The sequence below is a fragment of the Halomonas sp. BL6 genome (assembly GCF_006228115.1).
Classification (GTDB): Bacteria; Pseudomonadota; Gammaproteobacteria; order Pseudomonadales; family Halomonadaceae; genus Vreelandella; species Vreelandella piezotolerans.
Map to the genome: position 1 here is coordinate 1 of NZ_VDGL01000010.1, position 23,317 is coordinate 23,317.

The following is a 23,317-nucleotide window of genomic DNA, read 5'->3' on the forward strand; positions in this document are numbered from 1 at the left end:
CGCGGTCGGCCCCTAGCGCCAGCGCGGTGCGCAGCTGCTCTTGGGCGGCCTTGGGGCCGACCGTGACGGCCACGACGTCGGTGGCCACGCCCTGCTCTTTCAGGCGCACCGCCTCTTCCACGGCAATTTCGCAGAAGGGGTTCATGGCCATTTTGACGTTGGTAAGGTCCACATCGGAGTGGTCCGCTTTGACGCGGATTTTGACGTTGTAGTCGATGACGCGTTTCACCGCGACGAGGATTTTCATAAGGCATGCTCCAGCGATTGAACCATCAGCTTCTTAACCTGAATTCCGCATAGTAAAATAATATTTCACTTTATAAAAAGCACAATAAAAAAACGCCTGCCAAAGGTCAAGCGTTTCATGCTATCTACCGCCTTAGAACGGCGACCAACCAAACCATAATGCCAACAGGGGGATCACTGTGATCAAAAAGCGCCCGTTCCAACGGTAGCCAATGCGAGTGGCAGGCACGCGGGTAAAGCGCGACAGAATCAGCATCGACGCCGTCATGGGCGACGACATCAGCGCCAGCGCCCAGCCTACCATCAAAGAGGCCCCGATCAGCGCAGGCGTTAGCCCCTCGATGCCCAGCGTGGGGAGTAACCCCACCAACAGCGTCACCGTGACAATCGGATTGACGCCTATTTGCGCCAACCCCACCACCATCAGCATGGCCAACACCGCATTGAACGCGCCTAACGGGCCAAGCACTGCCAATAGTGGCGCGAGCTGCTGAGTATCCACCAAGCCCACACATACATGCCCCAAATAACCAGCCGCTCCCAGCACCACGATTTCATTGGCGCTAGGCGACAGCAACCAAGGGAGCTGACGATGGACCGTCGTTATGGCGGCAGGCAATCCACCATAGCCTAGCCTGCGACGCTGCAAAGCCAGCCATAAAAGCGCTCCGCTAGGTGCGCCCAGCAGCGCGGCAATGGGTAGTCGTACATCCAGCAGCCACGCAATGGAAAACACCAGCGCGACAATGCCGATTAGCAAAAAGCTAAACTGCGCCAACGGGCGCAGCGACGGGGTGACATGGATTTTATTGGCGGGTGGATGCGGGCCAGTGACATAGTCCACCACCCAGCCCGCCATAAAAATCAGTGCGGCGGCCCCTAGAATATAGGGTGCCAACTGTGGCCAAGTGACCTGGGGAAGGCTGGACAGCACCACAGCCACCCCGATGCCCATGGGCGAGATCAGTGGTGCCAGCGAAAATCCACGCAGTAGCGCCAGCATCATACGTCGCTGGCGGGCCTGCTGTACCCAGGTGCGGCCCTGGGCGGCGCTCAGGGTATTGCTCTTTTCGATCATCGCGGCGAACAGGTTCAGCACGCCAATGTTCAGAATGATGCCAAACAGCGCCGAGCCCAGCGATAGGATCGGATAACGGCGGCTGGGGGGCTGCAACAGCATGCTCTGCCCACAGCGGCGCACTAGGCGGGAGCGGTAGGCAGGTAAACGCAGCATGCTGAGCGCCACCACGAAGGTGGCAAAAAAGGCAAAACGCCCGCTCGCCTCGAATAGCAGCTGGCCGAAGGTTGGCGAGCGCCATAGCGCGAGCAGCGTGAGAACGCCGGCAGCACACAGCAGTCCCTTGGCCATACGGGTGAGTTGACCTTTTAGGGTGGCCAAATAGAGCAGCAGCGCCACAACGCCTGCGGCTTGCCACGCAACGCTGCCACCGACTAAATGAATCAGCGTGGCAAGCGTCACCAGTAACAAACAGGAAACCCGCAGACGGGCTGGACTCACTCGCTAGGCTCCCTCAACTGCGGGTCGGGAGTACCTTGCGAGGATTCGCTGCCGCTACGGCGACGAAAAGAGCCTTCTCCCATAGCGACAAGGTTGCCCCGTTCATCCACGATCTCACCGCTGGTCATGAAGGTTTTTTGCCCGCCGCCGCGCAGCGTGCCCGTCGCCCGCAACACGCCTTGCCGAGCAGGGCCCACGAAGGTGGTCGTTAGTGATAGCGTCATCCCGCGACGAATATTCCCCGGCACATCGCAGTGCAGGCCCGCCAAGCTTAGGGCGCTATCCAGCATCGAGGCCAGCACACCGCCGTGTACATTGCCGCTGCGGTTCAGGTGCTTGGGCTCGATGGTGAGCTCCACCACCGCGCGCCCCTCTTCCCACTCCACGACGTGCATGCCCAGCAATTCGTGATAGCCCATCAGCGCCTGGGGCGTGGTTGAGCCGCCGTTGCTGTCTACGCCGCTCATAAAGCGCTCTCCCCTTGGGCCAGGTCGCGCAGTCGACCCTTGAGAATCTTACCGCTGGCGGTGGAAGGCAGCGCATCCATGAAGACGATCTGGGTAGGCCGCTTATAGGGTGCCAGCCGTTCGGCAATGAAGGCTTTGAGCTCTGCCAACTCGACGTCGATGCCCGGCTCACACTGTACGAACGCCACCACCTCCTCATTGCCTGCCACCTGCCGCCCCACCACAGCGGTCAAGGTGACTGCCGGGTGCTCGTTGATCACCGCCTCCACATCCGGTGGGTAGATATTAAAGCCCGAGCGAATGATCAGCTCTTTACTACGGCCCACGATATAGAGCTGATCGTCGTGATCCAGCTTGGCGATATCGCCCGTATTGAGCCAGCCATCTTCCGACAAGGTAGCGCGGGTGGCGTCCGGCTGGCGGAAGTAGCCCTTCATGATATTGGGGCCACGCACCCACAGCTCGCCCACCTCATCGCCCGCTTTTTCTGACGTGCCGCTGCTACCTAAGGGTTCCAGCCGATACTCCAACAACGGCAGCACGCGGCCTACGGTGCTGCTCTGATGACGATCATCGATGCGGGTTTGGCTAATCGTTGGGCTGGCTTCGGTGAGGCCGTAGCCATTATGAAGCGTTAACCCAAAGACGGCTTCCACGCGGGTTTTGGTATCGCTATCCAGCGGCGAGCCGCCTGCCGACATATAGATAAGCGCGGGTGCTTCTAATGCACGCTGCTCACGCTTCAAATACTCCAGGGCGCGAGCGTACATGGCGGGCACGCCCTGAAGCACGGTAATGCGCTCCTCTTTGAGCGTTGCCAGCAGCTGTGCCGCATCGAAGCGAGGGACGGTATAGAGACAAGCGCCGTTATAAAGCGAGCCCATGCAAACCGATGAGAGGCCGAACACATGGGACATGGGCAGCACGCCGTACACCCGCTGCCCTTCACTCAAATGGCGCATGCCACCAGAAATAGAAGCGATATAGAGAATGCCGCGATGGGTGAGCATCACGCCTTTCGGTGTGCCGGTGGTGCCTGAGGTGTAGATCATCGCGGCGACCTGCTCGGCACCGCTGGCGTGAACGGGCTCAGGTTCGCTCTCGAAAAGCGGTGAAATCGCTAGGCCGCCGAGCTGCGGATGCTGGTAGCGATCGGCCGCATGGCGCTCGGCGTGCTGGCTCGCCTCTTGAGAGGCTTCGCAGGTGTAAAACACCCGGCGCGGTAGGCAGTTGCCCTGGATCAAATCCACTTCCTGAGCGGAGAGTCGCGAATTGACAATCGCGACCCAAACGTCCATTTCACTAGCGGCCAACAGCAGTACCACCAGGGCACGACAGTTTTCACTGACCGTCATAATACGATCGCCGGGCCGTACGCCGAGATTGGCTAACCAATCGCAGGCAGCGTAGACCTCTTGCCCCAGTTCGGCGTAGCTCCAGCGAATACTGCCATCCACCAGCGCGGGATGATCCGCTAAACGTTTCGCATTTTCCAGCACGCGGGTGCTCAAGCGCTCGGGGAGTTCTGCTAACAGCTCGCTAGCCAGACGGCCAAAAATCATCTCGTCTGGCGCTTGATAAGGAACCGACAGAGCCATTAGGACGCCTCCCGCACCATGTTCCGGGCAATCACCAGCTGCTGAATTTGTGTGGTTCCTTCGTAAATACGGAACAAACGCACGTCCCGGTAGAAGCGCTCAACGGCGTATTCTGACATGTAGCCCGCACCGCCGTGCACCTGCACGGCGCGATCCGCGACGCGGCCGACCATTTCGGCGCAGAACAGCTTGCAGCAGGAGGCCAGTGTTGAGACGTTTTCGCCATCATCCTTACGCCGTGCGGCATCCATCACCATGGTTTTGCCTGCGTAGGCTTCGGTTTTGCTATCGGCCAGCATGGCCTGCACCAGCTGATGCTCCGCCAGCGGCGCACCGAACTGCTTACGCTCCATGGTGTAGCGCAGCGACTCGTCGACCAAGCGCTCGGCCACGCCCACACACACCGCAGAGATATGCAGGCGGCCACGATCCAGCACCTTCATGGCGGTTTTAAAGCCTTGTCCCTCTTTGCCGCCAATGATGTTGTCAGCCGGTACGCGACAGTTATCGAAGATGATGTCGCAGGTATGTGCGCCCTTTTGGCCCATTTTGTTATCCACCGGGCCGCGGATCAGCCCCGGCGTGCTGCCTTCGACGATAAAAGCAGAGATACCGCCCGCGCCTTTGTTGTCGGGGTCGGTACGCGCCATCACGGTGAACAGGTCGGCTTCTGGGCCGTTGGTGATATAGCGCTTAGTGCCATTCAACACGTAGTAGTCGCCATCGCGCACGGCGGTGGTGCGCAAGCTAGCCGCATCGGAGCCAGAGTCCGGTTCGGTCAAGCAGAACGAGCTGAGAATCTCGCCAGTGGCCAAGCGCGGCACGTATTTGGCTTTCTGCTCGTCAGTGCCATCGATCAAGATCCCCTGAGCGCCGATGCCGTTGTTGGTACCGAATACCGAGCGGAACGCGGGAGACGTTTTGCCAATCTCCATGGCGACCAACGCTTCTTCTTCCATGGTGAGCCCTAACCCGCCGTACTCTTCAGGAATGGATAGCCCAAACAACCCCATCTCCTTCATTTCCGACAAAATTTCGGCGGGCACTGCATCCTCTTCGGCCAGCCGCGCCTCATTGGGAATCAAACGCTCCCGGACGAAGCGGGCAATGGTATCAACCAACTGATTCAACAGTTCGGGATCACGGATCATAACGGCTCCTGGTGGCAACGATATTTTTATGGTTGGCGTTCGCGCGGGCAGTGAGGCCTGCCATAGTTCTGCATGGCGAAACTAGCGTTCATTCTCTTGTCAGGCACTTTTGCATAGCCTAGGATGGCAGTCAATAAACGAAATGCTATTTTGCAATGCAGAATAAAAACACTAGCAGCGAGGATGTTGACCTATGGCTTATGACGCAGTCGCCCATTCATTCAAAACGCTTGGTATCGTCGGCACGGGAGCCATGGGGAGAGGCATTGCCCAGCTCGCCGCGCAGGCAGGCCTCGACGTCATGCTATTCGATGTCAAAGACGGCGCGGTGGCGGAAGCGACTGCCTTTATTCATGGGTTATGGCAGCGCAGCGCCGACAAGCAGCGTATTACCCAAGCCCAAGCCGAGCAGTACGGAGAGCGATTGATCGAAGCCCACGACCTGGCCGCCCTCGCCCCCTGCGATATCGTCGTCGAAGCGATTATCGAGAAGCTGGAAGCCAAACAGGGGCTGTTTAGCGATTTAGAGGGCATCGTGCGTCAGGATACCGTGCTCGCCACCAACACCTCCTCGCTCTCCGTGACCGCCATTGCCACCGCCTGCCAGCACCCGGAGCGGGTGATTGGTTTTCACTTCTTCAACCCCGTTCCGCTAATGAAGATTGTGGAGGTAATTCCAGGGTTACGTACCGCTTACGATGTCACCCAGCGGGTCGATGCCTTGGGTACTGCGATGGGCCACTTCACGGCCCAGGCCACTGACACGCCCGGGTTTCTGGTCAATCACGCCGGGCGCGCCTTCGGTACTGAAGCGTTGCGCATTTTGAGTGAGAGCGTAGCCGACCCCGCTACCATCGACCGCATCATGGTGGATCAAGGTGGTTTTCGAATGGGGCCGTTTACCCTGCTGGACCTGACGGGCCTGGATGTTTCCCATGCGGTGATGGAGTCGGTGTACCACCAATATTACGAAGAGCCGCGCTTTCGCCCGTCACCCCTCACCCGCCAGCGGCTCTCAGCAGGCTTGCTGGGACGCAAAACCGGTGAAGGCTTTTATCGCTACGTGAATGGCCAGCAACAGATGCCGGAAGAACCCGCCATTGCGTCGACCCCACCTTGCCCCGTGTGGATCAGCCAAGACGACCCGGGTAGCGCCACGCAGCTTGCCGAATTGGTTACCACAGCGGGCTGGCCACTAGAAAGTGCGGCTCAGCCCTCTTCAGAGGCGCTGTGCCTGCTGACACCGTTGGGCGAAGACACCACTCAGTGCGCGCTGCGCCAAGGCTTGAATGCCGAGCAGTGCGTCGCGGTGGATATGCTGGCGGGGCTGGATAAACGCCGCAGCCTGATGGCCTCCCCCATTACCCGCCCCGATCTGATCGATGCCGCTGCCAGCCTATTGAATGCTGATGGCACCCCGGTCAGCACGCTTCAAGACAGCACCGGCTTTGTGCTGCAGCGGGTGGTGGCATGCATCGTCAATGTGGGCGCCGATATCGCTCAGCAAGGCGTCGCAGCCCCCGCCACCATCGATCGCGCGGTGGAGCTTGGCTTGGGCTACCCGTTTGGACCGCTGCACATGGGCGACCACTACGGCGCTTCGCGCATCCTGACCATTTTGAACAACCTATTGGAGGCCACCGGCGACCCTCGCTATCGCCCTAGCCCGTGGCTGCGCCGTCGCGCCGCGCTGGGTATGCCGCTGACCGACGGGCCAAGAGGCTGACACATCTCAGTGTCAAATACGGCTTACACGAACAAGGAGAATAACCATGCAAGACGCCTATATTTACGACGGATTACGCACCCCTTTTGGTCGCCATGGCGGCAGCCTGGCGGCCATTCGTCCGGATGAACTGCTGGGGCTGACGCTAAAAGCACTGGTAGCGCGTAATCCGTTTGCTCCAGAGAGCTATGAAGAGGTGTTGGCGGGCTGTACGAACCAAGCGGGGGAAGACTCCCGTAACGTGGCGCGTCATGGTGCGCTGCTGGCGGGCCTGCCGATTGAGGTGGCAGGCCAAACCGTCAACCGCCTGTGCGGCAGCGGCCTAGCCGCCATGATGGATGCCGCCCGCGCCGCTCGCTTAGGCGAGGGCGAGCTATTTTTGGCTGGCGGCGTGGAGTCCATGTCCCGCGCGCCTTACGTGCTGGGCAAGGCCGACTCCCCCTACGCGCGCAATCAACCGATGTTCGATACCGTGATCGGATCGCGCTTCCCTAACCCCTGGATCGCCAAGGAGTACGGCAGCCACAGCATGCCGGAAACTGCCGACAACATCGCCCACGACCTGAACATTGGCCGCGAAGCCAGCGATGCCTTTGCCGCCCGTTCGCAGGCGCGCTATGCCCAGGCGCTGGCAAACGGCTTTTATGATGGCGAAATGTTTGGCGTCGAAGTACCCCAAGGGCGCAAACAGCCGCCGCGGTTGGTAGATAAAGATGAACACCCGCGAGCTGAAAGCACCGAAGAGAAACTGGCCAAACTCGGTGCTCTATTCGAAGGCGGTGTCGTGACCGCAGGCAACGCCTCTGGTTTGAACGATGGGGCTGCCGCCCTGATCGTGGGCACGCGTGCGGCAGGCGAGCGGGCTGGGCTTGCGCCGCGAGCGCGTATCGTTGCCAGCGCCGTGGCGGGCGTTGCCCCACGCGTCATGGGCTTGGGGCCGGTACCCGCTTCGCAAAAAGCGCTGGCTCGGGCTGGCCTTTCGCTTGACCAGATGGACGTGATTGAAATCAACGAAGCCTTTGCCGTCCAGGTGTTGGGCTGCGTTCAACAGTTGGGGCTCTCCGCCGACGACCCGCGCTTGAATGCCAACGGCGGCGCGATTGCCATTGGCCATCCGCTGGGTGCCTCTGGGGCGCGCTTGGCCCTCACCGCGCTGCGCCAGCTAGAAGCCACCGGCGGCCGCTATGCGTTAGTCACCATGTGCATTGGCGTTGGCCAGGGCATTGCGACCATCATTGAGCGTCTGGACCGCTAACCCCGATAGCCACCCAACATAGCGGCGCTGCCAAACAGCGTCGCAGGCCAAGCGTTGACTAAGCTTCCTTTTCACGCTTTGCAACGCCCCAGCGCAGGTATGCGATACTTACCACTCAATGATTGATTAGCCGAGACGCTTGATGGAACCCACCGACGCCGCTGCCGATGAGCCGCAATCACCGGAAAAAGATCGCAACTTTGTCACCGCGCTCGCGCGTGGGCTAGAACTACTCCGTGCCTTTGGGACGGGTGAGGAGTACCTGGGCAATGCAGAGCTCTCGAATCGTACCCAAATCCCCCGCCCCACGGTGTCTCGGTTGACCTATACGCTGACCCAATTAGGCTACCTGCAGCATAACCGCCATTTGGAGAAGTACCGCCTTGGGCCGGGTGTGCTGGCATTGGGCTACCGCTTTCTGGCCAATATGGGCATTCGCGAAATTGCCCGTCCCCACTTACAGCACTTTGCCGACGCCACCGATTGTAATGTCAGCCTGGGCGGTGCCGACCGCAGCGACATGGTGTATCTGGAAACCTGTCACGGCCACGGGCCGCTGATCATTCGGCTAGATGTTGGCTCACGCCTACCGATTGCCACGTCAGCGATTGGCCGCGCTTGGCTGTGCGGGTTATCGGGTGAGCGCCGCCAGCAGGTGATGCAAGAGCTGGCTGCCTTTCACGGCAGCGATTGGCCCCGCCTGCAGGCTGGTATCGAGCAGAGTATGCGCGATTATGCCGAGTACGGCTTTTGCCTCTCCGAGCAGGATTGGCAGCGGGATATCAGCGCCGTTGCCATGCCGCTCATTTTAGAGGATGGTGCCGAAGTGATGGCCATCAACTGCGGCGGCTCTAGCCTGCGGTTGGATCATGACCGACTGGTCCATAACCTTGGGCCTCGACTCAAAGAGGTAGCTGCCAAAATCAAGCAGGAGCTGGCGCCCAAGTATCGTGCGTCACGTTAAGAAACGTCGTCTTTCCTTTCACTAACGCTCGTTTGATTGCATCATGGTCTTCACTGTCATGTGAACGCACTGAGGAGCAGGGATGCCAAACGAGTGGATCACTCAACAGGGTGAGGTCGTTACACTGGGTGGCGAGTGGACGCTACGCCACTATACCGAGCTAAAGCACGTCCTAAAGCGGCGCGAAGAACTAGGTTCGGCATCGCTATCACTGCCTGGCTTCGAAGCACTTGATACTGCCGGTGCGGCGCTGATCGTCGAGCTCTTAGGGATCGACAAAACCAAACAGGCTGCCAACGACCTACCCCACGCGCAGCAGATGTTACTGATTCGGATTGCCGAAGCCATGGAGGCTCCTGTCGAGAGCACGCGCACTCATTCCCATCGAATCACCGATGCGTTGGCATCGGTGGGCCGCCAAATGGTGGCCATGACAGTGCAACAGCGGCAGCTATTGGCGTTCATCGGCTTGGTCTTGGCGACGTTTGCTTCGCTGCTGTTTCGCCCCCGCCATTGGCGTATGACCGCCACCGTTGCTCATGTTCAGCAAAGTGGTTTGAATGCAGTGCCTATCGTTGCGCTACTTACCTTCATGGTGGGGGCCGTGGTGGCCTTTCTTGGGGCGACCGTGTTGGAAGATTTCGGCGCCACGGTGTATACCATTGACCTGGTGGCGTTCTCCTTTCTGCGTGAGTTCGGCGTGCTGCTAGCCGCCATTCTTTTGGCAGGTCGCACCGCCAGCGCCTTTACTGCCCAGCTCGGTGCGATGAAATCCAATGAAGAGATCGATGCCCTGAAGACACTTGGGCTAGATCCTATCGAGCTGCTCGTGCTTCCTCGGGTGATGGCGCTGTTGATTAGCCTGCCGCTCCTGGCGTTTGTCGGCATGCTAAGCGGCCTCTTGGGCGGTGCGGTAGTGGCGTCGCTGTCGCTGGATATTTCTACTAGCCAATTTATGGCAACGCTACAAAAAGATGTGTCGGTAACGCATTTCCTAGTGGGATTGAGCAAAGCACCGGTCTTTGCCTTCGTAATTGCGGTCATTGGCTGTCTGGAAGGATTCAACGTCAGCGGAAGCGCCCAATCGGTGGGTGCCCACACGACGTCCAGTGTGGTGCAAGCCATCTTTATGGTGATTCTCATCGATGCATTAGCGGCGTTATTTTTCATGGAGATGGGCTGGTGAACGACAGATCTTCTCCGACATCGCAAAAATGTCAAAGCAAGGAAGCCGTCATTTGTGTGCAAGGGCTGGTAAATCGATTTGGCGATAATGTCGTTCACGAAGGAGTAGATTTGACCCTCTATCGTCGAGAAATTCTCGGCGTCGTTGGCGGTTCTGGCACGGGTAAATCGGTCCTGCTACGCAGTATCGTAGGGCTCAAGCATCCTAATGATGGCACCGTCGAGGTGCTGGGCCAGCGGTTGAATGCGCTAAGCGGCTCCCAGCGCAGCCAAATCGAACGGCGCTTTGGGGTGCTTTTCCAGCGCGGGGCCTTGTTTAGTTCGCTCAATCTGCAAGAGAACGTCGCGCTACCGCTCATTGAGCACGCTAGGCTGCCTCGGGAAGAGGCTGAATATCTGGCGCGCATCAAACTTTCTTTGGTGGGCTTGGCACCGCAAGCGGCACGGCAGTTTCCAGCATCACTCTCAGGGGGCATGATAAAACGTGCAGCTCTTGCCAGAGCGCTCGCATTGGACCCGGACATTTTATTCCTCGATGAACCGACAGCCGGGCTCGACCCCATTGGTGCCGCTGCGTTTGACCAGTTGCTCGTGACCCTTCGCGATGCACTTGGCTTCAGCGTTTTTTTGGTCACTCACGACCTGGATACCCTCTACGCAGCCTGTGATCGCGTTGCCGTGCTGTCACAAAAGCGCGTTTTGGTCGCCGATACGCTGGAGCGAGTCGCCGAAACGGACGACGAGTGGGTACAAGATTACTTTAACGGTCCGCGTGGACGCGCTGCACAGCGTGCTGCTGACACACCATCGTCTAAGGAGTGACGCACATGGAAACTCGCGCACACCATGTATTGATTGGATTGTTTACCGTGTTAACGGCTGCGGCCGCCCTGCTGTTTGCGCTATGGATGAGCTATGACGCTGGCCAACGGGATTACCTACCTTACCGTATTCTGTTCGAACGCAACGTCAGCGGCCTCTCGGAGGGCAGCAAGGTACAGTACAACGGCATCGAAGTCGGCGATGTCACCGAGCTGTCCTTGAACCCTGACGACCCCCGCCAGGTGATTACTCGGATTCGCGTGTATCAAGACACGCCCATCAAAGTCGATACACGGGCAAAATTAGCGTTTGCCAGCATTACCGGTAGCATGTCGGTGCAGCTATATGGCGGAACGCCGGCTAGCCCACGCTTATCATCGCAAAGTAACGACACGGCCCCCTTCATCCCAGCCGACCCGTCGCCCATTGCCACGCTGTTCGATGAGGGCGAGGAGATGATCGAGAACCTCAACGCGATCCTTCAGAGCGTGAACGAACTCTTCAATGACGACAATCGACAGCAGGCAGGCAACATATTGACCAACATTGCCCAAATCACGGAAATGATTGCCTCTCAGCAGTCTGCTTTGGATGAAAACATGGCGCTTTTTGGCGATGTGTCACGCCAAGCCACCACCACGCTCGAGAGCATCGAGACACTTAGCCAGGAGGCGAATCGACTGCTGAACCAAGAGGGCCAACAAGTCATGCGCAGTGCCGAGAACGCCAGCCGCGACGTTGCTAGTGCTGCTCAGCGGATAGAGCAATTGGTAAACGATAACGCAGGGGCCGTGGAAGGCACCTTACAAAGTACTCGCGACATCGCCCCAGCGCTCGCGGCGCTCCGCTCGACACTCGCCACCCTTGATCGCATTACGCGAGAACTCGAAGAGAGTCCAACGGACTTTTTCCTTGGCCGCGACCACGTAGAGGAGTTTCGCCCGTGAACATGCCTATTTTTCGCATCGTCGTCATGATGGGCGCCCTGTCCCTTCTTTCGGCCTGCTCAGTATTACCCGAAAAGGCGCCATCGACGCTGTATCGACTGCCTGCAATGGCAACGCAGGCTACCCCTGATGCCACTCGCCTACCGGGTCGACTTGGCATCGCAACGCCAGAAGCGGGCCACTTGCTAAGCAGCAACCGTATCGTAGTGTTTCCCGAAGGCAACGTGGTAAATGTGTATGAAGGCGCGCGATGGCATGAAGATGCCCCCCAACTGCTGCAGGCCAAGCTCATTGCTGGCTTGCAACAGCACGCTCTATTCGCCGATGTGAGCAGCGATCGGCTTCCTTATGACCTGCTGCTACTGAGCGAGCTCCGTCACTTCCAAAGCGAATACGACGTGAGCCCGCCCAGCGTCAATTTACAGTTAGACGTTCAATTAGTCGGCGCAGATCAACAACCAACGGCCTCTACCAGTTTCGCGATTCGCGAACGTGCCAAGAGCGCGGAAATACCTGATGTGGTCAACGCCTTTGGCAGCGCCACCGACCGCTTGACCGAGCAGTTGGCACGCTGGCTCGCGGCCAATGCACCTAGATGAAAAGGCCGTTTCTAGTATGGCGGTGAGGAGTGCGAGTACCGCTTAAGATACTCTTTTGGATCTTTGGGGTAGAAGTATTCCGGCTGTCGCTCTAAATGGGTAAAAAAACGAGTGTCCTTGTACGGCATCTTCATGAACCCCGACACGCCCAGTCCCTCTATTTGACTGACGGCAGCGAGCATACGACTGAGCAAATCCCGAAACTCCTGCTCCCGCCGGGGATCGAGTAGCCGATAGTAGCTGTGGATCTTGAGATGCTTGGGTAGCGCTTCGAAAATGATCATGCCTGTGTGATGGATCTCGTTGAGCCGCTTGAGCGTTCGCATGATGGTATCCGGCAACACCAACAGCTCCTCAGGGTCCGGGCCATCCTCGAAATAGCTATGCTGACGGGTGCGATCCTCCATTTCGGGTACGGCGCTCACCTCGTAAGCAATCGCCGTATCGGGATCACAATGAAACGCTTCCTCGGGGGTTGCGCGCTCTAAGTGCAGGGTTTGGCGGGCATTGAACAAACAGCTTTTGAATACCCCCTGGCGATGAATGGCGCGTGCCAAGTGAACCATGTTGTTCACCGCCTCGATGAAGGCGGGCTTGAGCGCTGGGTCATGCAAATTGAGCGACGAATCGATATACACGCCCTCGCGCTCCCAGCGTACGGCCAAACCACCCACCACCGGATATTTGCCCAATCGGCTCACCGAGGCCAAAAAGGCTTTTTCGGTCTCGCCCATGCCCTGCATGAACTGCTTGTAGTAGCGGTCAAGCTGGACATCGTTCACATCGTTGAGCGTCTCCTCGGAATGGGCCTCTCGCAAGAAGGCTTTACGAGAGCTATAAACCACGGTGTCTATCTCGGCGGTAGCCACGTGGTGACGGCCTTTACCCCACACCGGCACCAGCGGTGTTTGCAGCACACCAGGCAGATCGAGCATGACCAATTTAGCCATGCGCGGCATTTCTCGGATGAAGTAATTACCCGCCTGATAGCGCACCTGAGGGTTGGGATCGAGCATGCCATCCAGCGTGCGAGCGAACTCCATGGGAAGTCCGAGCGAGCTTGCCGGTATGGCGCGATGGCCAAAACGACATGATTGCGCCGACGCGAGCGCATAGAGCGTCCCCGCCACCCCCTGCTCGTCGAAGCGCGGCGATGAGAGCGCGCCATTGAGCTGCTCTTCACCAATGAAATACACGTCCCCCAGTCGGGCATTGGTTTGCTGGAGATTGTCCGACATTAGTTCCATTACATTGGCACCCACGAACTGCAGCGAGGCATCCAATTGTGCGAACACCGATGAGCCCCAGTCGATCAACGCGATGGATTCACTGACCGAATCGAAAACGAGATTGGAGGGTTTGATATCACCATGCACCACTGGCCGGGCGTGCGGCCCGGCCTCACGACGCAGTGCCTTGAGAATATCCGCCAGTTGCGCGGCGATACGCATGATCAAGCGGGGCGAGAGCTTGCCCTGCTTGAGTGAGACTTGCTCTAGGTTCCAGCCAGGCGCGCGTTCCATGACCAAAATCGACTGACCACGGGCACGTTGATAGGTAATGAGCTTTGGAATCCGCGGGTGTGACACTTGATCGAGCATGAACGCCTCCTCCTCGAGGCGCTCTTGCAGATGGGTGGGCAGCGTAATGCGTGAAAACTTGAACACATAGTCGGCCCTAGCCCCTTGATGCCAAGCGCACCCTGCAAAGACGAAACCGTAAGCGCCTTTTCCCACCAACTCGATATCGGCGTATCCCAACTGGGCCAACTGTGACTGACACAGCGCTACCCAGTCCTTGAGCTTACGCGCATCATGATGGCTCAGTAGGTAAACCGACTGCTCTTCGGGTATGTAAAACTGCTGCAGCGGCGCCTGACTCATCGCAACATGCCTACACGGTCATGCCAAGTGAAGGAGCATGCTTTCCGGCGCTTCTAGGAATCCTTTCCAGGCGTTGCAGAAGCGAGCAATAGTGCCGCCATCGATAAAGCGGTGATCTCCCGCCCACGTCACCGTCAAAATCGCCCGGCGCTGCACGGCGCCATGCTCATCGAAACGCGGCAGCCATTGGGTTTTGCCAATCGCCACGATGGCGGCTTCCGGGGCGTTGATGATCGGCGCGGCGTAGGTACCCCCCAAAGCACCAATGTTGGAAATGCTGATGGTGCCGCCTTTCAGGTCGGCCTGATCGACTCGCCCGTCTCGCGCAGCCTGGGTCAGCCTGCCGACCTCCTTGGCGATCTCGAACAGGGTCAAGCGCTCGACGCCTTTCACGTTGGGCACCAATAAGCCGGCCTTGCTATCCACGGCCATACCGATATTGCAGTGGTCGTAGTAGCTCAGCTCGTCGGCAGCGTCGTTTAACTGGGCATTGATGATCGGCGTTTCTGCAACAGCCAGCGCCATCGCCTTCATGAAGAACGGCATCAGCGTGAGTCGCTCTCCCTGCGCCTCCACCTGGGGCTTGAGACGCTCGCGCAGCGCCAGCAGCTCGGTGACGTCGATCTCTTCGCCGTAATGAAAATGGGGAATGGAACTGGCGGATTCGACCATGCGCTTGGCCATCACCGCGCGCACGCCGCGCAGGGGCTCCACCCTGGCGGGCGCCGAACCCGATGATGTCGGTGGGGATACGCATGCCTCGTTATCAGCGACCGACGGCGCATTGAGGTGGGCCAGCACGTCTTCTTTCAACACGCGCCCCTCTTTACCACTGCCGGTGATGTCCGCCAGTACCAGATCGTGCTCCCTGACTAAACGCCTAACGGCGGGGCTAGCGGGGACTTTATGGGCTAAAGCACTCGGCTCGGCGGGAGCGCGCGTCGACGGCTCGATGTCGTCACGTTGCGGCGTGGACTCTCGAGGGTTAGCGGTCGACTGATCGGTGGAGGCGTCTGCCGTAGGCTCGCTGGAAGATGAACCTGCCGTTTGGTACGCGTAGAGGGGCGCGTGGACCTTGGCGATTTGCCCCTGGGGCACATAAAGCTTGGTGACGGTGCCTGCTTCGGGCGCCGTAATTTCGACCAGGGCCTTGTCGGTCATCACCTCGACGATGGGCTGGTCCTCTTCGATGGTGTCGCCTTCGGCAACGCGCCACTCCACCACTTCACACTCGACGATCCCTTCGCCGATGTCCGGCAATAAAAAATCACTCATGACTGTTCTCCCTAGCGCTAGAAGTTCACGCTTTCGCGGATCGCTTCAAAAATTTTCAGGTGGTCGGGCAGATACTCTTTTTCCAGCACCAGCGGGAAAGGGGTATCCAACCCGGTGACCCGAGTAATCGGCGATTCCAAGTAAAGAAAACAGCGCTCCTGTATCGTCGCAGCGACTTCTCCGGCAAAACCACCGGTCAAAGGAGCTTCGTGACTGACGATCATGCGGCCCGTTTTGAAGACGGATTCCGCCACGGTATCGACATCCCAAGGCAACAGCGAGCGCAGGTCGATGACCTCGCAAGAGATACCCTGCTCTTCAGCTAGCTCGGCGGCTTTGCCGATTACCTCCATCTGTGCGCCCCAGCCGACCAAGGTAAGATCACTGCCCTCTTTGACGATCTCCGCTTCGCCGATGGGCAACTGATAATCGTCGTCCGGCACATCGCCCACGGCCGCTCGGTAGAGCCGCTTGGGCTCTAAAAAAAGCACCGGGTCAGGATCACGGATGGCCGCGAGCAGCAGTCCCTTGGCTTGATAGGGATTACGTGGCACGACGACTTTCAGACCGGGCGTATGAGTGAAGTAGGCCTCGGGTGATTGGGAGTGATAAAGCCCCCCCGAAATACCGCCACCGTAAGGCGTTCGGATGGTGAGGCCACCTACATTGAAGAGATCCCCGGAGCGGTAGCGGAACTTGGCGGTTTCGTTGACGATTTGATCGAAGGCCGGAAAAATGTAGTCGGCAAACTGAATCTCCGCGACAGGTACCGATCCTTGCGCAGCCAGCCCGTTGGCGAAACCGATGATGCCTTGCTCTACCAGCGGGGTATTGAAACAGCGCGATTTGCCGTACTTCTCCTGTAAATGGCTGGTGGCCCGAAACACCCCGCCGAACACCCCAACGTCTTCGCCGAAGCAGATCACTTTTTCGTCTTCTTCCATGGCGATATCGAGCGCATTGTTGATCGCCTGAAGCATGTTCATGGTCGTCATCTTACGCATCCCCCTGATGATCGGCGGCTGACGAGAGGGAAGGATCGAGCGACTGAGCGCCACGCGGGTAAGCATCGGGATAACGACGAATATGCCGCTTGAGCTGATCCAGTTGACGCTGCAACGCGGGCGTAACATCCGCATAGACATCGCTGATCAGCGATTCGAGCGGCGGCGGCGGGCGCTTTTCGGCCCGCTTCATGGTGTCCAGCACCTCACGTCGCAAGGTCTCTTGTTGGCTGGCCTCTTCTTCATCGCTCCACCACCCTTTCTTCGCCATCCAGCGCTGCATGCGCAGCAAGGGATCTTTGACGCGCCACGCCTCCTCTTCGCTTTTCGCACGATAGCCCGAGGGGTCATCCGAAGAGGAGTGGGCCGCCAAGCGATAGGACATGGCCTCGATGAGTACCGGCTGATTTTTTTCTACCGCAATGCGTCTTGCCTGACGCGTCGCTTCGAAGACCGCCAATGCATCGTTGCCATCCACACGAATCACGTGCATGTGGTAGCCAAACGCACGGGGAGCAATACCGTCGGCAGCAAACTGCTCGGTGGCTGGCGTCGAGATAGCGTAACCATTGTTACGGCAGAAGAAGATGACCGGCACTTGGTGCACCGACGCCATGTTGAGGGCAGCGTGGAAATCTCCCTCGGATGCGGCGCCCTCGCCAAAGAAGGTCAGCGTGCAGTGGCCTTCACCGGCCAGCTTTTGGCCATAGGCATACCCGGTGGCTTGGGGAATCTGCGTCGCCAGCGGCGATGAGATGGTCATATAGTGCAGTTTACGGGAGCCGTAGTGAATCGGCATTTGACGGCCTTTGCCGTAATCGAGCTCGTTGCCAAATAGCTGATTCATGAACTCGTCGATGGAGAAGCCGCGATACATCAAGGCGCCCTGCTCACGGTACTGGGCCATGATCATGTCCGCATCGTCCAGTGCTGCCGTCGCTCCCACAACGGCAGCCTCTTCACCGGTGCACTGCATGTAAAAGCTGAGACGCCCTTGGCGTTGAGCAGCCATCATGCGCTCATCAAGAATGCGGGTGGCTAGCATGGCCTGATACAGTCGGCGGGCGTGCTCTTGCGTGATCTCGGGTGCTCGAGCGCCTTCGTAAAGCTCGCCATCGGGGTTCAGCAGGGCGAACGTCTCGATGGCAAACTCGTCGCCGGTCATGAAGGCCGGCTGGTGTACGTACTGAGTCATCATTATTGTCCTTGTTTTTACCCCTTTTGAGGGCAGTGTTGTCGGTGATGACCGTTTGTGCCAGTGGATTTATCTGACACGGGTCAACGCAACACTGGGACAGTAACTCAGTGGAAGCGGTTTAGGGATTCGACTTAAGATGAGAGAGACGCTGACGCAGCGTCTGCTGATAGACATTGAAAGCGCTATCGACGCAGAGCGCCAGAAGCGCGATCAAAAGAGCACCTTGCAGTACGTAGGCCACATTACCGTTGACGATGCCCGCAATGATCGGGTCGCCCAGGTTACTCGAACCCACTGTCGCGCCCAGCGCAGCCGTGGCGATATTGATCGTCACCGAGGTGCGCACGCCCGCCAAAATGACCGGCGCCGCCAGCGGAAGTTCGACTTGTCGCAACACTTGCCAGGGCGTCATACCCATGGCCAGGGCCGACTGTTTGATCGTTGGGTCGACATCATTGATACCCGCCAGGGTATTACGCACGATGGGCAGCAGTCCGTAGAGCATGAGGGCAACGATGATGGGCAGCGTGCCAAAGCCGAGCACCGGAACGGCTAACGCCAATACGGCGACCGGTGGAAACGTCTGCCCCAGCGATGCCAGTTGCCCGATCAGCGGCAAAAAATCACGCCCTCTCTCACGCGTGACGGCCACCCCCGCCGCCACGCCCGCGATGATCGTCACCACCGCCGCCACGCCAACGACCAGGACATGACGGCCGAGCAACTCGTAAAATGCCGCGCGAGCATAAACGACCTGTCTAGCGTCAGGCTCTATCCAACGAAACAAGCTCTCTAGCAGAGGCATACCAATGATGCCCGCCGCCAACAGTGCAGCCCATGCCAGTGGAAGAAGCCACTGGACGTTAGCGACATTCGACAAATCGTTGTTACCGGACTTACGATTCACGCTGACTCGTCCTATCCCACTGTGCTTCTTTGACGATACGGCGAAGCGACAGCTCACCAATCGGCACATCGTTTTGATCGACGACCGTCAAGCGATCACAGTGATCACGCAACATCATGGAGAGCGCTTGGCGCAGCGAAAAATCAGCGGGAATGCGCGACTGCGCCGGCAAGGTAGGCCCCAGCGATGTCATGTGGTCTTTCACCCGTGTGAGCGCTGCTTGCTTCAATCCCCGCTCCAGGCCCCCGAGTAACGACTCGACAAACGGATCGTGGGGATGCTGTAAAAGCGCTAGTGGCGTGCCCTGTTGAACGATGCGACCGTCGCGCATGACGACAAGGTGGTCGGCCAACCTCAGTGCTTCATCCATATCGTGGGTCACGAACACGATGGTTTTGTGCAGCCGAGACTGTATTTTGGCAAGCTCCTCTTGGAGCTTTTCCCGGGTGATGGGGTCTAGCGCCCCAAAGGGCTCATCCATGAGCAAGATATCGGGATCGCCGGCAAGCGCGCGAGCCACACCTACCCGTTGGGCCTGCCCGCCGGAGAGTTGGTGAGGATATTTATGGGCGAACTCCTCCACAGGCAGTCCTAGCAACCCCATCAACTCCTCGACTCGAGCGGTAGTATCGGTAGCCGACCACTTCAATAGCCGAGGCACCAATCCAATGTTGCGTGCAACGCTCCAGTGAGGAAATAGTCCGGTGCTCTGAATCACGTAACCAATGCGACGGCGAAGCTTGACTGGATCGTACTGCTCGATCGCCTGGCCATCCAAGATGATGTCGCCACTGCTGTGATCGATGAGTCGATTGATCATGCGCAGCGTGGTGGATTTACCGCAGCCGGAAGTACCTACCAACGCACAGAGCTTGCCTTTTGCAACCCGCAGGGTAATGTCATCCACCGCGGTGGCGTCGCCGAACGTCTTTGAAACATGGGAAAGCTCGATCATTGCCGTCCTCCGGGACGCAGCGCGTCCGCTAACGCACCAAGCCCTGCATCCACCATGAGCGCCAAGATCAAAATGGGTAACGCACCCAACAGCACCATATCCATGGCAGCCTGACCCAGCCCTTGAAAAATAAATGTGCCTAAGCCGCCCGCCCCAATCAATGCCGCTACCGCGGTAAGCCCCACGGCTTGAACGGCGGTAATACGCACGCCTTCCAACAGCACGGGAAGTGCCAACGGAAACCGCACTTGCCAAAAACGTTGGGTCGTTCGCATTCCCATGGCTTTGGCGGCCTGCAATGTCTCCTCGCTCACTTCTTCGAGGGCGATGTAGGTATTGCGCACCATTGGCAGCAGGCTGTAGGCGATGAGCGCGATCAGCGCCGGCGCGTTGCCAATGCCACTCACCCCTAGCGCCGCCAGCGTTGGGACATTCGCTGCCAGCCAGGCAAGGGGCGCTAGCAGAAGCCCAAACAGCGCCAAGCTGGGGATGGTTTGTAAAAAATTCAGCAGCGTAAACGCTACTTTTTGTAGCCGCTCATAGCGACGCATGAGCATGGCCAGCAGCGACCCCAGCACCACGCTGACGCCTACGGCCGTGCTCACCAGCACCATGTGCTGCATCAGTGCCTGATAAAACTGCCCCTGCCGAGCTTGGAACTCCTGTACCAAGGCAAGGCGATCCAGCCAGAGCGCGGCACAGCCCCACCAGACAACGCTTACACCAAATAACAGTAACGCCGTCCACCATCGAGATAACCCAAGACGCAGACGAAGCTCTACCAAGCAGAGCAGTAAGACGAACAGTACGGTCCAGTAGGCCGGACCAATACCAAGACGCGCCTGAGGTAAGGAAGGGTCGACCAACCAGTGGCCAGCCACCATCAAACCAAACGGCATGAGTAGTAAGGTTAGCGTAACGATGGCCAGCACCGCTCGATAGTGCCGGACGTTAGGCATCAATGCCAACGTCGCCATAGCGAGAGAGAGCAATGACACCAGGGCTGCCCCTGGCCAACCAATGGCATCGACCATGCCAAAGGCGGTACCGGAAACGATACGATTAGGGGCGACACTCACCACGTTCAGTAGCCATGCAGCGGCTAACATGCTCCCGCTGAGACAGCACAGTACGACATTAGGCTGCCAAGGGCGTCGTTTAAAGGATGGCGATGGTAGGGCGTCGATCAACGACATTCATCAGTCATCCAGGCTGTCGAGGTAGTCACTCGCTACTTGATCCGGCGAGACACCATTCACCGCGACATTCGCATTGAGCTCTTGCAGCGTCACGAGGTCTAGCGTGGCAAACACCTCATTCAGCAACGCTTCCATGTCAGGGTAAGCGTCAAGCACTTCTTCACGCACCACGGGAGCGGGTTGATACACCGGCTGTACGCCTTTGGAGTCTTCGAGCACGACGAGGCCCAGGGCGCTCAGACCACCGTCGGTACCGTAGGTCATGGCGCCGTTGACACCGCTGGTTTGCTGCGCGGCGGCACGCATCGTGGCGGCCGTGTTGCCACCCGAAAGGACGAGCAGCTGATCATCGCTCAACTCGAAACCGTAGGCGTCCTGGAAAGCCGGTAGCGCCTGGGCGGATTCGACGAATTCAGCGCTGGCGGCAAATTTGAACGTTCCGCCATCGGCCAGATATGCAGCCAAATCATCCAGCGTGGTCAAATCATTGGCGTCGGCCACGTCTTGGCGAATGCTCATGGCCCAAGTATTGTTGGCACTGGCGGGCTGTAGCCAAATCAACCCCTGCTCGGCATCGCGTTCGCTGACGGTTTGATAGGCGTCGTCGGCGCTGTTCCAGACGGGACTATCGGTCATGTCGAAGAAGAACGCGCCGTTCCCCGTGTATTCTGGGTAAAGATCGATCTCCCCTGCTTGCAGCGCGCTACGTACCACGCTAGTGCCCCCTAACTGAAGGCGATCTTCCGTAGGAATGCCGTTGCGTTCCAATGTTTGAATGATCAGTTCGCCCAACACCGAGCCTTCCGTATCGATTTTCGAAGACACCACGACGGGGTCGTTGGCGCTGGCCGTGGAAAGAGTGACTACAGAGAAGGCTACCGTCGATAAACAGGCAGCCAACGAAGGTGTGAACAATAAGCGCATGGGGTCGTCCTTTTCAGTGTGCGTCTGTGGCGTACCGGATCAGTATAAGAGCCTACTGCGTTGAAGTCAGACGCCGTTTTCACGGCGTCCGACGTATCACCACGATCAAGGCGCTTCGATGACCCAGGTCGTCCCTTCCCGGGAGTCCTTGAGAACGATGCCGAGCGCTGCCAGCTCGTCACGAATGGCGTCCGCGCGGGCAAAATCCTTACTGGTTTTTGCATCATGACGTTCGGCGATTTTGGCTTCGATCTCCTCCTCGCTAAGCGCCACCTGCTGCTGAGCGCCTTTGAGGAAGGTTTCCGGCACTTGCTGTAACAACCCCAGCACCCCGGCCAAGCGCTTTAATTCGCCTGCCAAGCGCGGCGCTTCCGCTGGCTGGTCGCTTTTCGCGCGGTTGAGATCGCGGGCCAAGTCGAATAGCGCGGCCAAAGCGACAGGGGTGTTGAAGTCGTCGTCCATGGCCGCGGTAAAGCGCTCGGCCGCCTCGCTGGCGACTGCCTGCTCGTCAGCGTCCACGCCATCTAACGCTATATAAAGCCGCGTCAACGACTTACGCGCCTCGACCAGCGAATCCACCGAGTAGTTGATGGCGCTGCGATAGTGGCTAGCGACCAACAGATAGCGGACGACTTCTGGGTCGTGCTCGGCCAGTACGTCACGGATGGTGAAGAAATTGCCCAAGGACTTGGACATCTTTTCCTGATTCACACGCACGGCGCCGGCATGCATCCAGGTGTTGACGTATGTTTTCCCTGTCGCTGCTTCCGATTGGGCGATCTCGTTCTCGTGATGAGGAAAGGTCAAATCCGGCCCACCGCCATGGATATCAAAGGTATCACCCAAGCAGCAGGTCGACATTGCAGAGCACTCGATGTGCCAGCCGGGGCGCCCCTCTCCCCAAGGAGAGTGCCAGTGGGCTTCACCGGGTTTGGCCGCTTTCCAAAGCACGAAATCCAGCGGATCCTCTTTGTGTACATCCACATCCACGCGCGCTCCCGAGCGCATGTCATCCAACTGACGGTTGTTCAATTTGCCGTAGTCGGTGAACTTGCGCACTCGGTAGTAGACATCACCATTGGCCGCGGCATAGGCAAAGCCTTTGTCGATGAGCGTTTCGATCATCGCGATGATATCGTCGATGTGCCCCGTTGCCCGGGGCTCCTGACTGGGTGGCAGCACGTTGAGGCGAGCTTCGTCCTCATGCATCGCGGCAATCATGCGCTCGGTGAGCGCGTCGATGGGCTCGCCGTTCTCCTCGGCCCGCTTGAGGATTTTATCGTCGATATCGGTGATGTTGCGGACATAGGTCACGTCATAGCCGCGATGGCGCAGGTAGCGGGTAATCACGTCAAAGGCCACCATCACCCGGGCGTGGCCAAGGTGACAGTAGTCATACACCGTCATACCGCAAACGTACATGCTGACCTTGCCGGCCACCAGCGGGCGAAAAGGGTCTTTGCGGCGAGTCAGCGTATTGTAAATATGCATAT

General features: G+C 58.6%; 20 protein-coding genes and 1 pseudogene. 7 read left to right on the forward strand and 14 right to left on the reverse strand.

Annotated elements, in window-relative coordinates; all coding sequences use genetic code 11:
* From FHJ80_RS16840 to FHJ80_RS16860, 5 genes and pseudogenes are all read right to left on the reverse strand, one after another.
* Positions 1-247, reverse strand: a pseudogene (locus tag FHJ80_RS16840) (electron transfer flavoprotein subunit beta/FixA family protein); the annotation flags it as partial.
* Positions 248-379: 132 nt separating this feature from the next.
* Positions 380-1,765 carry a hypothetical protein gene (locus FHJ80_RS16845; RefSeq protein WP_139528497.1) on the reverse strand — a complete coding sequence of 462 codons (1,386 nt, stop codon included), beginning with the start codon at positions 1,763-1,765 and terminating at the stop codon, positions 380-382.
* Positions 1,762-2,232, reverse strand: coding sequence for a PaaI family thioesterase (locus tag FHJ80_RS16850; RefSeq protein ID WP_139528498.1), 471 nt, complete (start codon positions 2,230-2,232; stop codon positions 1,762-1,764). Before FHJ80_RS16850 ends, FHJ80_RS16845 begins: the two co-directional genes overlap by 4 nt.
* Entirely contained in the window at positions 2,229-3,830 is a 1,602-nt protein-coding gene (locus FHJ80_RS16855; RefSeq protein WP_139528499.1) for a class I adenylate-forming enzyme family protein, read from the reverse strand. The genes FHJ80_RS16850 and FHJ80_RS16855 overlap by 4 nt, the downstream gene beginning before the upstream one ends.
* Complete coding sequence (locus FHJ80_RS16860) at positions 3,830-4,981, reverse strand: acyl-CoA dehydrogenase family protein (protein WP_139528500.1); 1,152 nt, start codon at positions 4,979-4,981, stop codon at positions 3,830-3,832. Before FHJ80_RS16860 ends, FHJ80_RS16855 begins: the two co-directional genes overlap by 1 nt.
* A gap of 193 nt (positions 4,982-5,174) precedes the next feature.
* Here FHJ80_RS16860 and FHJ80_RS16865 point away from each other — a divergent pair, with 193 nt between their 5' ends.
* From FHJ80_RS16865 to FHJ80_RS16895, 7 genes are all read left to right on the forward strand, one after another.
* On the forward strand, positions 5,175-6,707 hold the full coding sequence (locus FHJ80_RS16865) for a 3-hydroxyacyl-CoA dehydrogenase (RefSeq protein ID WP_139528501.1): 1,533 nt from the start codon (positions 5,175-5,177) through the stop codon (positions 6,705-6,707).
* Positions 6,708-6,753: 46 nt separating this feature from the next.
* Complete coding sequence (locus tag FHJ80_RS16870; protein ID WP_139528502.1) at positions 6,754-7,962, forward strand: 3-oxoadipyl-CoA thiolase; 1,209 nt, start codon at positions 6,754-6,756, stop codon at positions 7,960-7,962.
* Between the two features lie 142 nt (positions 7,963-8,104).
* Positions 8,105-8,926 carry an IclR family transcriptional regulator gene (locus tag FHJ80_RS16875; protein WP_139528503.1) on the forward strand — a complete coding sequence of 274 codons (822 nt, stop codon included), beginning with the start codon at positions 8,105-8,107 and terminating at the stop codon, positions 8,924-8,926.
* 82 nt (positions 8,927-9,008) lie between these two features.
* Positions 9,009-10,112, forward strand: a complete 1,104-nt coding sequence (locus tag FHJ80_RS16880; RefSeq protein WP_139528504.1) for an ABC transporter permease — start codon at positions 9,009-9,011, stop codon at positions 10,110-10,112.
* Entirely contained in the window at positions 10,109-10,933 is an 825-nt protein-coding gene (locus FHJ80_RS16885) for an ABC transporter ATP-binding protein (RefSeq protein WP_139528505.1), read from the forward strand. The genes FHJ80_RS16880 and FHJ80_RS16885 overlap by 4 nt, the downstream gene beginning before the upstream one ends.
* Before the next feature lie 5 nt (positions 10,934-10,938).
* Positions 10,939-11,880: an MlaD family protein gene (locus FHJ80_RS16890; protein WP_139528506.1), complete on the forward strand. Its 942-nt coding sequence runs from the start codon at positions 10,939-10,941 to the stop codon at positions 11,878-11,880.
* Positions 11,881-11,882: 2 nt separating this feature from the next.
* Positions 11,883-12,479: an ABC-type transport auxiliary lipoprotein family protein gene (locus FHJ80_RS16895; protein WP_139528547.1), complete on the forward strand. Its 597-nt coding sequence runs from the start codon at positions 11,883-11,885 to the stop codon at positions 12,477-12,479.
* A gap of 11 nt (positions 12,480-12,490) precedes the next feature.
* Here FHJ80_RS16895 and FHJ80_RS16900 read toward each other — a convergent pair whose 3' ends face one another.
* The 9 genes from FHJ80_RS16900 to cysS form a co-directional block, all read right to left on the reverse strand.
* The gene (locus FHJ80_RS16900) at positions 12,491-14,362 is read right to left on the reverse strand and encodes a protein kinase (protein ID WP_139528507.1); all 1,872 of its coding nucleotides are present in this window, start codon (positions 14,360-14,362) and stop codon (positions 12,491-12,493) included.
* An 18-nt stretch (positions 14,363-14,380) separates the two neighbouring features.
* Positions 14,381-15,637 carry a 2-oxo acid dehydrogenase subunit E2 gene (locus FHJ80_RS16905; RefSeq protein WP_139528508.1) on the reverse strand — a complete coding sequence of 419 codons (1,257 nt, stop codon included), beginning with the start codon at positions 15,635-15,637 and terminating at the stop codon, positions 14,381-14,383.
* Positions 15,638-15,654: 17 nt separating this feature from the next.
* Positions 15,655-16,632 carry an alpha-ketoacid dehydrogenase subunit beta gene (locus tag FHJ80_RS16910; RefSeq protein WP_139528509.1) on the reverse strand — a complete coding sequence of 326 codons (978 nt, stop codon included), beginning with the start codon at positions 16,630-16,632 and terminating at the stop codon, positions 15,655-15,657.
* Between the two features lies 1 nt (position 16,633).
* Positions 16,634-17,836, reverse strand: coding sequence for a thiamine pyrophosphate-dependent dehydrogenase E1 component subunit alpha (locus FHJ80_RS16915; RefSeq protein ID WP_139528510.1), 1,203 nt, complete (start codon positions 17,834-17,836; stop codon positions 16,634-16,636).
* A 121-nt stretch (positions 17,837-17,957) separates the two neighbouring features.
* Positions 17,958-18,746: an ABC transporter permease gene (locus FHJ80_RS16920; RefSeq protein WP_304363362.1), complete on the reverse strand. Its 789-nt coding sequence runs from the start codon at positions 18,744-18,746 to the stop codon at positions 17,958-17,960.
* Positions 18,736-19,701, reverse strand: coding sequence for an ABC transporter ATP-binding protein (locus FHJ80_RS16925; RefSeq protein WP_139528512.1), 966 nt, complete (start codon positions 19,699-19,701; stop codon positions 18,736-18,738). The genes FHJ80_RS16920 and FHJ80_RS16925 overlap by 11 nt, the downstream gene beginning before the upstream one ends.
* Positions 19,698-20,897 carry an ABC transporter permease gene (locus tag FHJ80_RS16930; protein WP_139528513.1) on the reverse strand — a complete coding sequence of 400 codons (1,200 nt, stop codon included), beginning with the start codon at positions 20,895-20,897 and terminating at the stop codon, positions 19,698-19,700. The genes FHJ80_RS16925 and FHJ80_RS16930 overlap by 4 nt, the downstream gene beginning before the upstream one ends.
* 3 nt (positions 20,898-20,900) lie before the next feature.
* Complete coding sequence (locus FHJ80_RS16935; RefSeq protein ID WP_139528514.1) at positions 20,901-21,824, reverse strand: ABC transporter substrate-binding protein; 924 nt, start codon at positions 21,822-21,824, stop codon at positions 20,901-20,903.
* 105 nt (positions 21,825-21,929) lie between these two features.
* Entirely contained in the window at positions 21,930-23,315 is a 1,386-nt protein-coding gene (cysS, locus tag FHJ80_RS16940) for a cysteine--tRNA ligase (protein WP_139528515.1), read from the reverse strand.
* Positions 23,316-23,317: the final 2 nt, after the last annotated feature.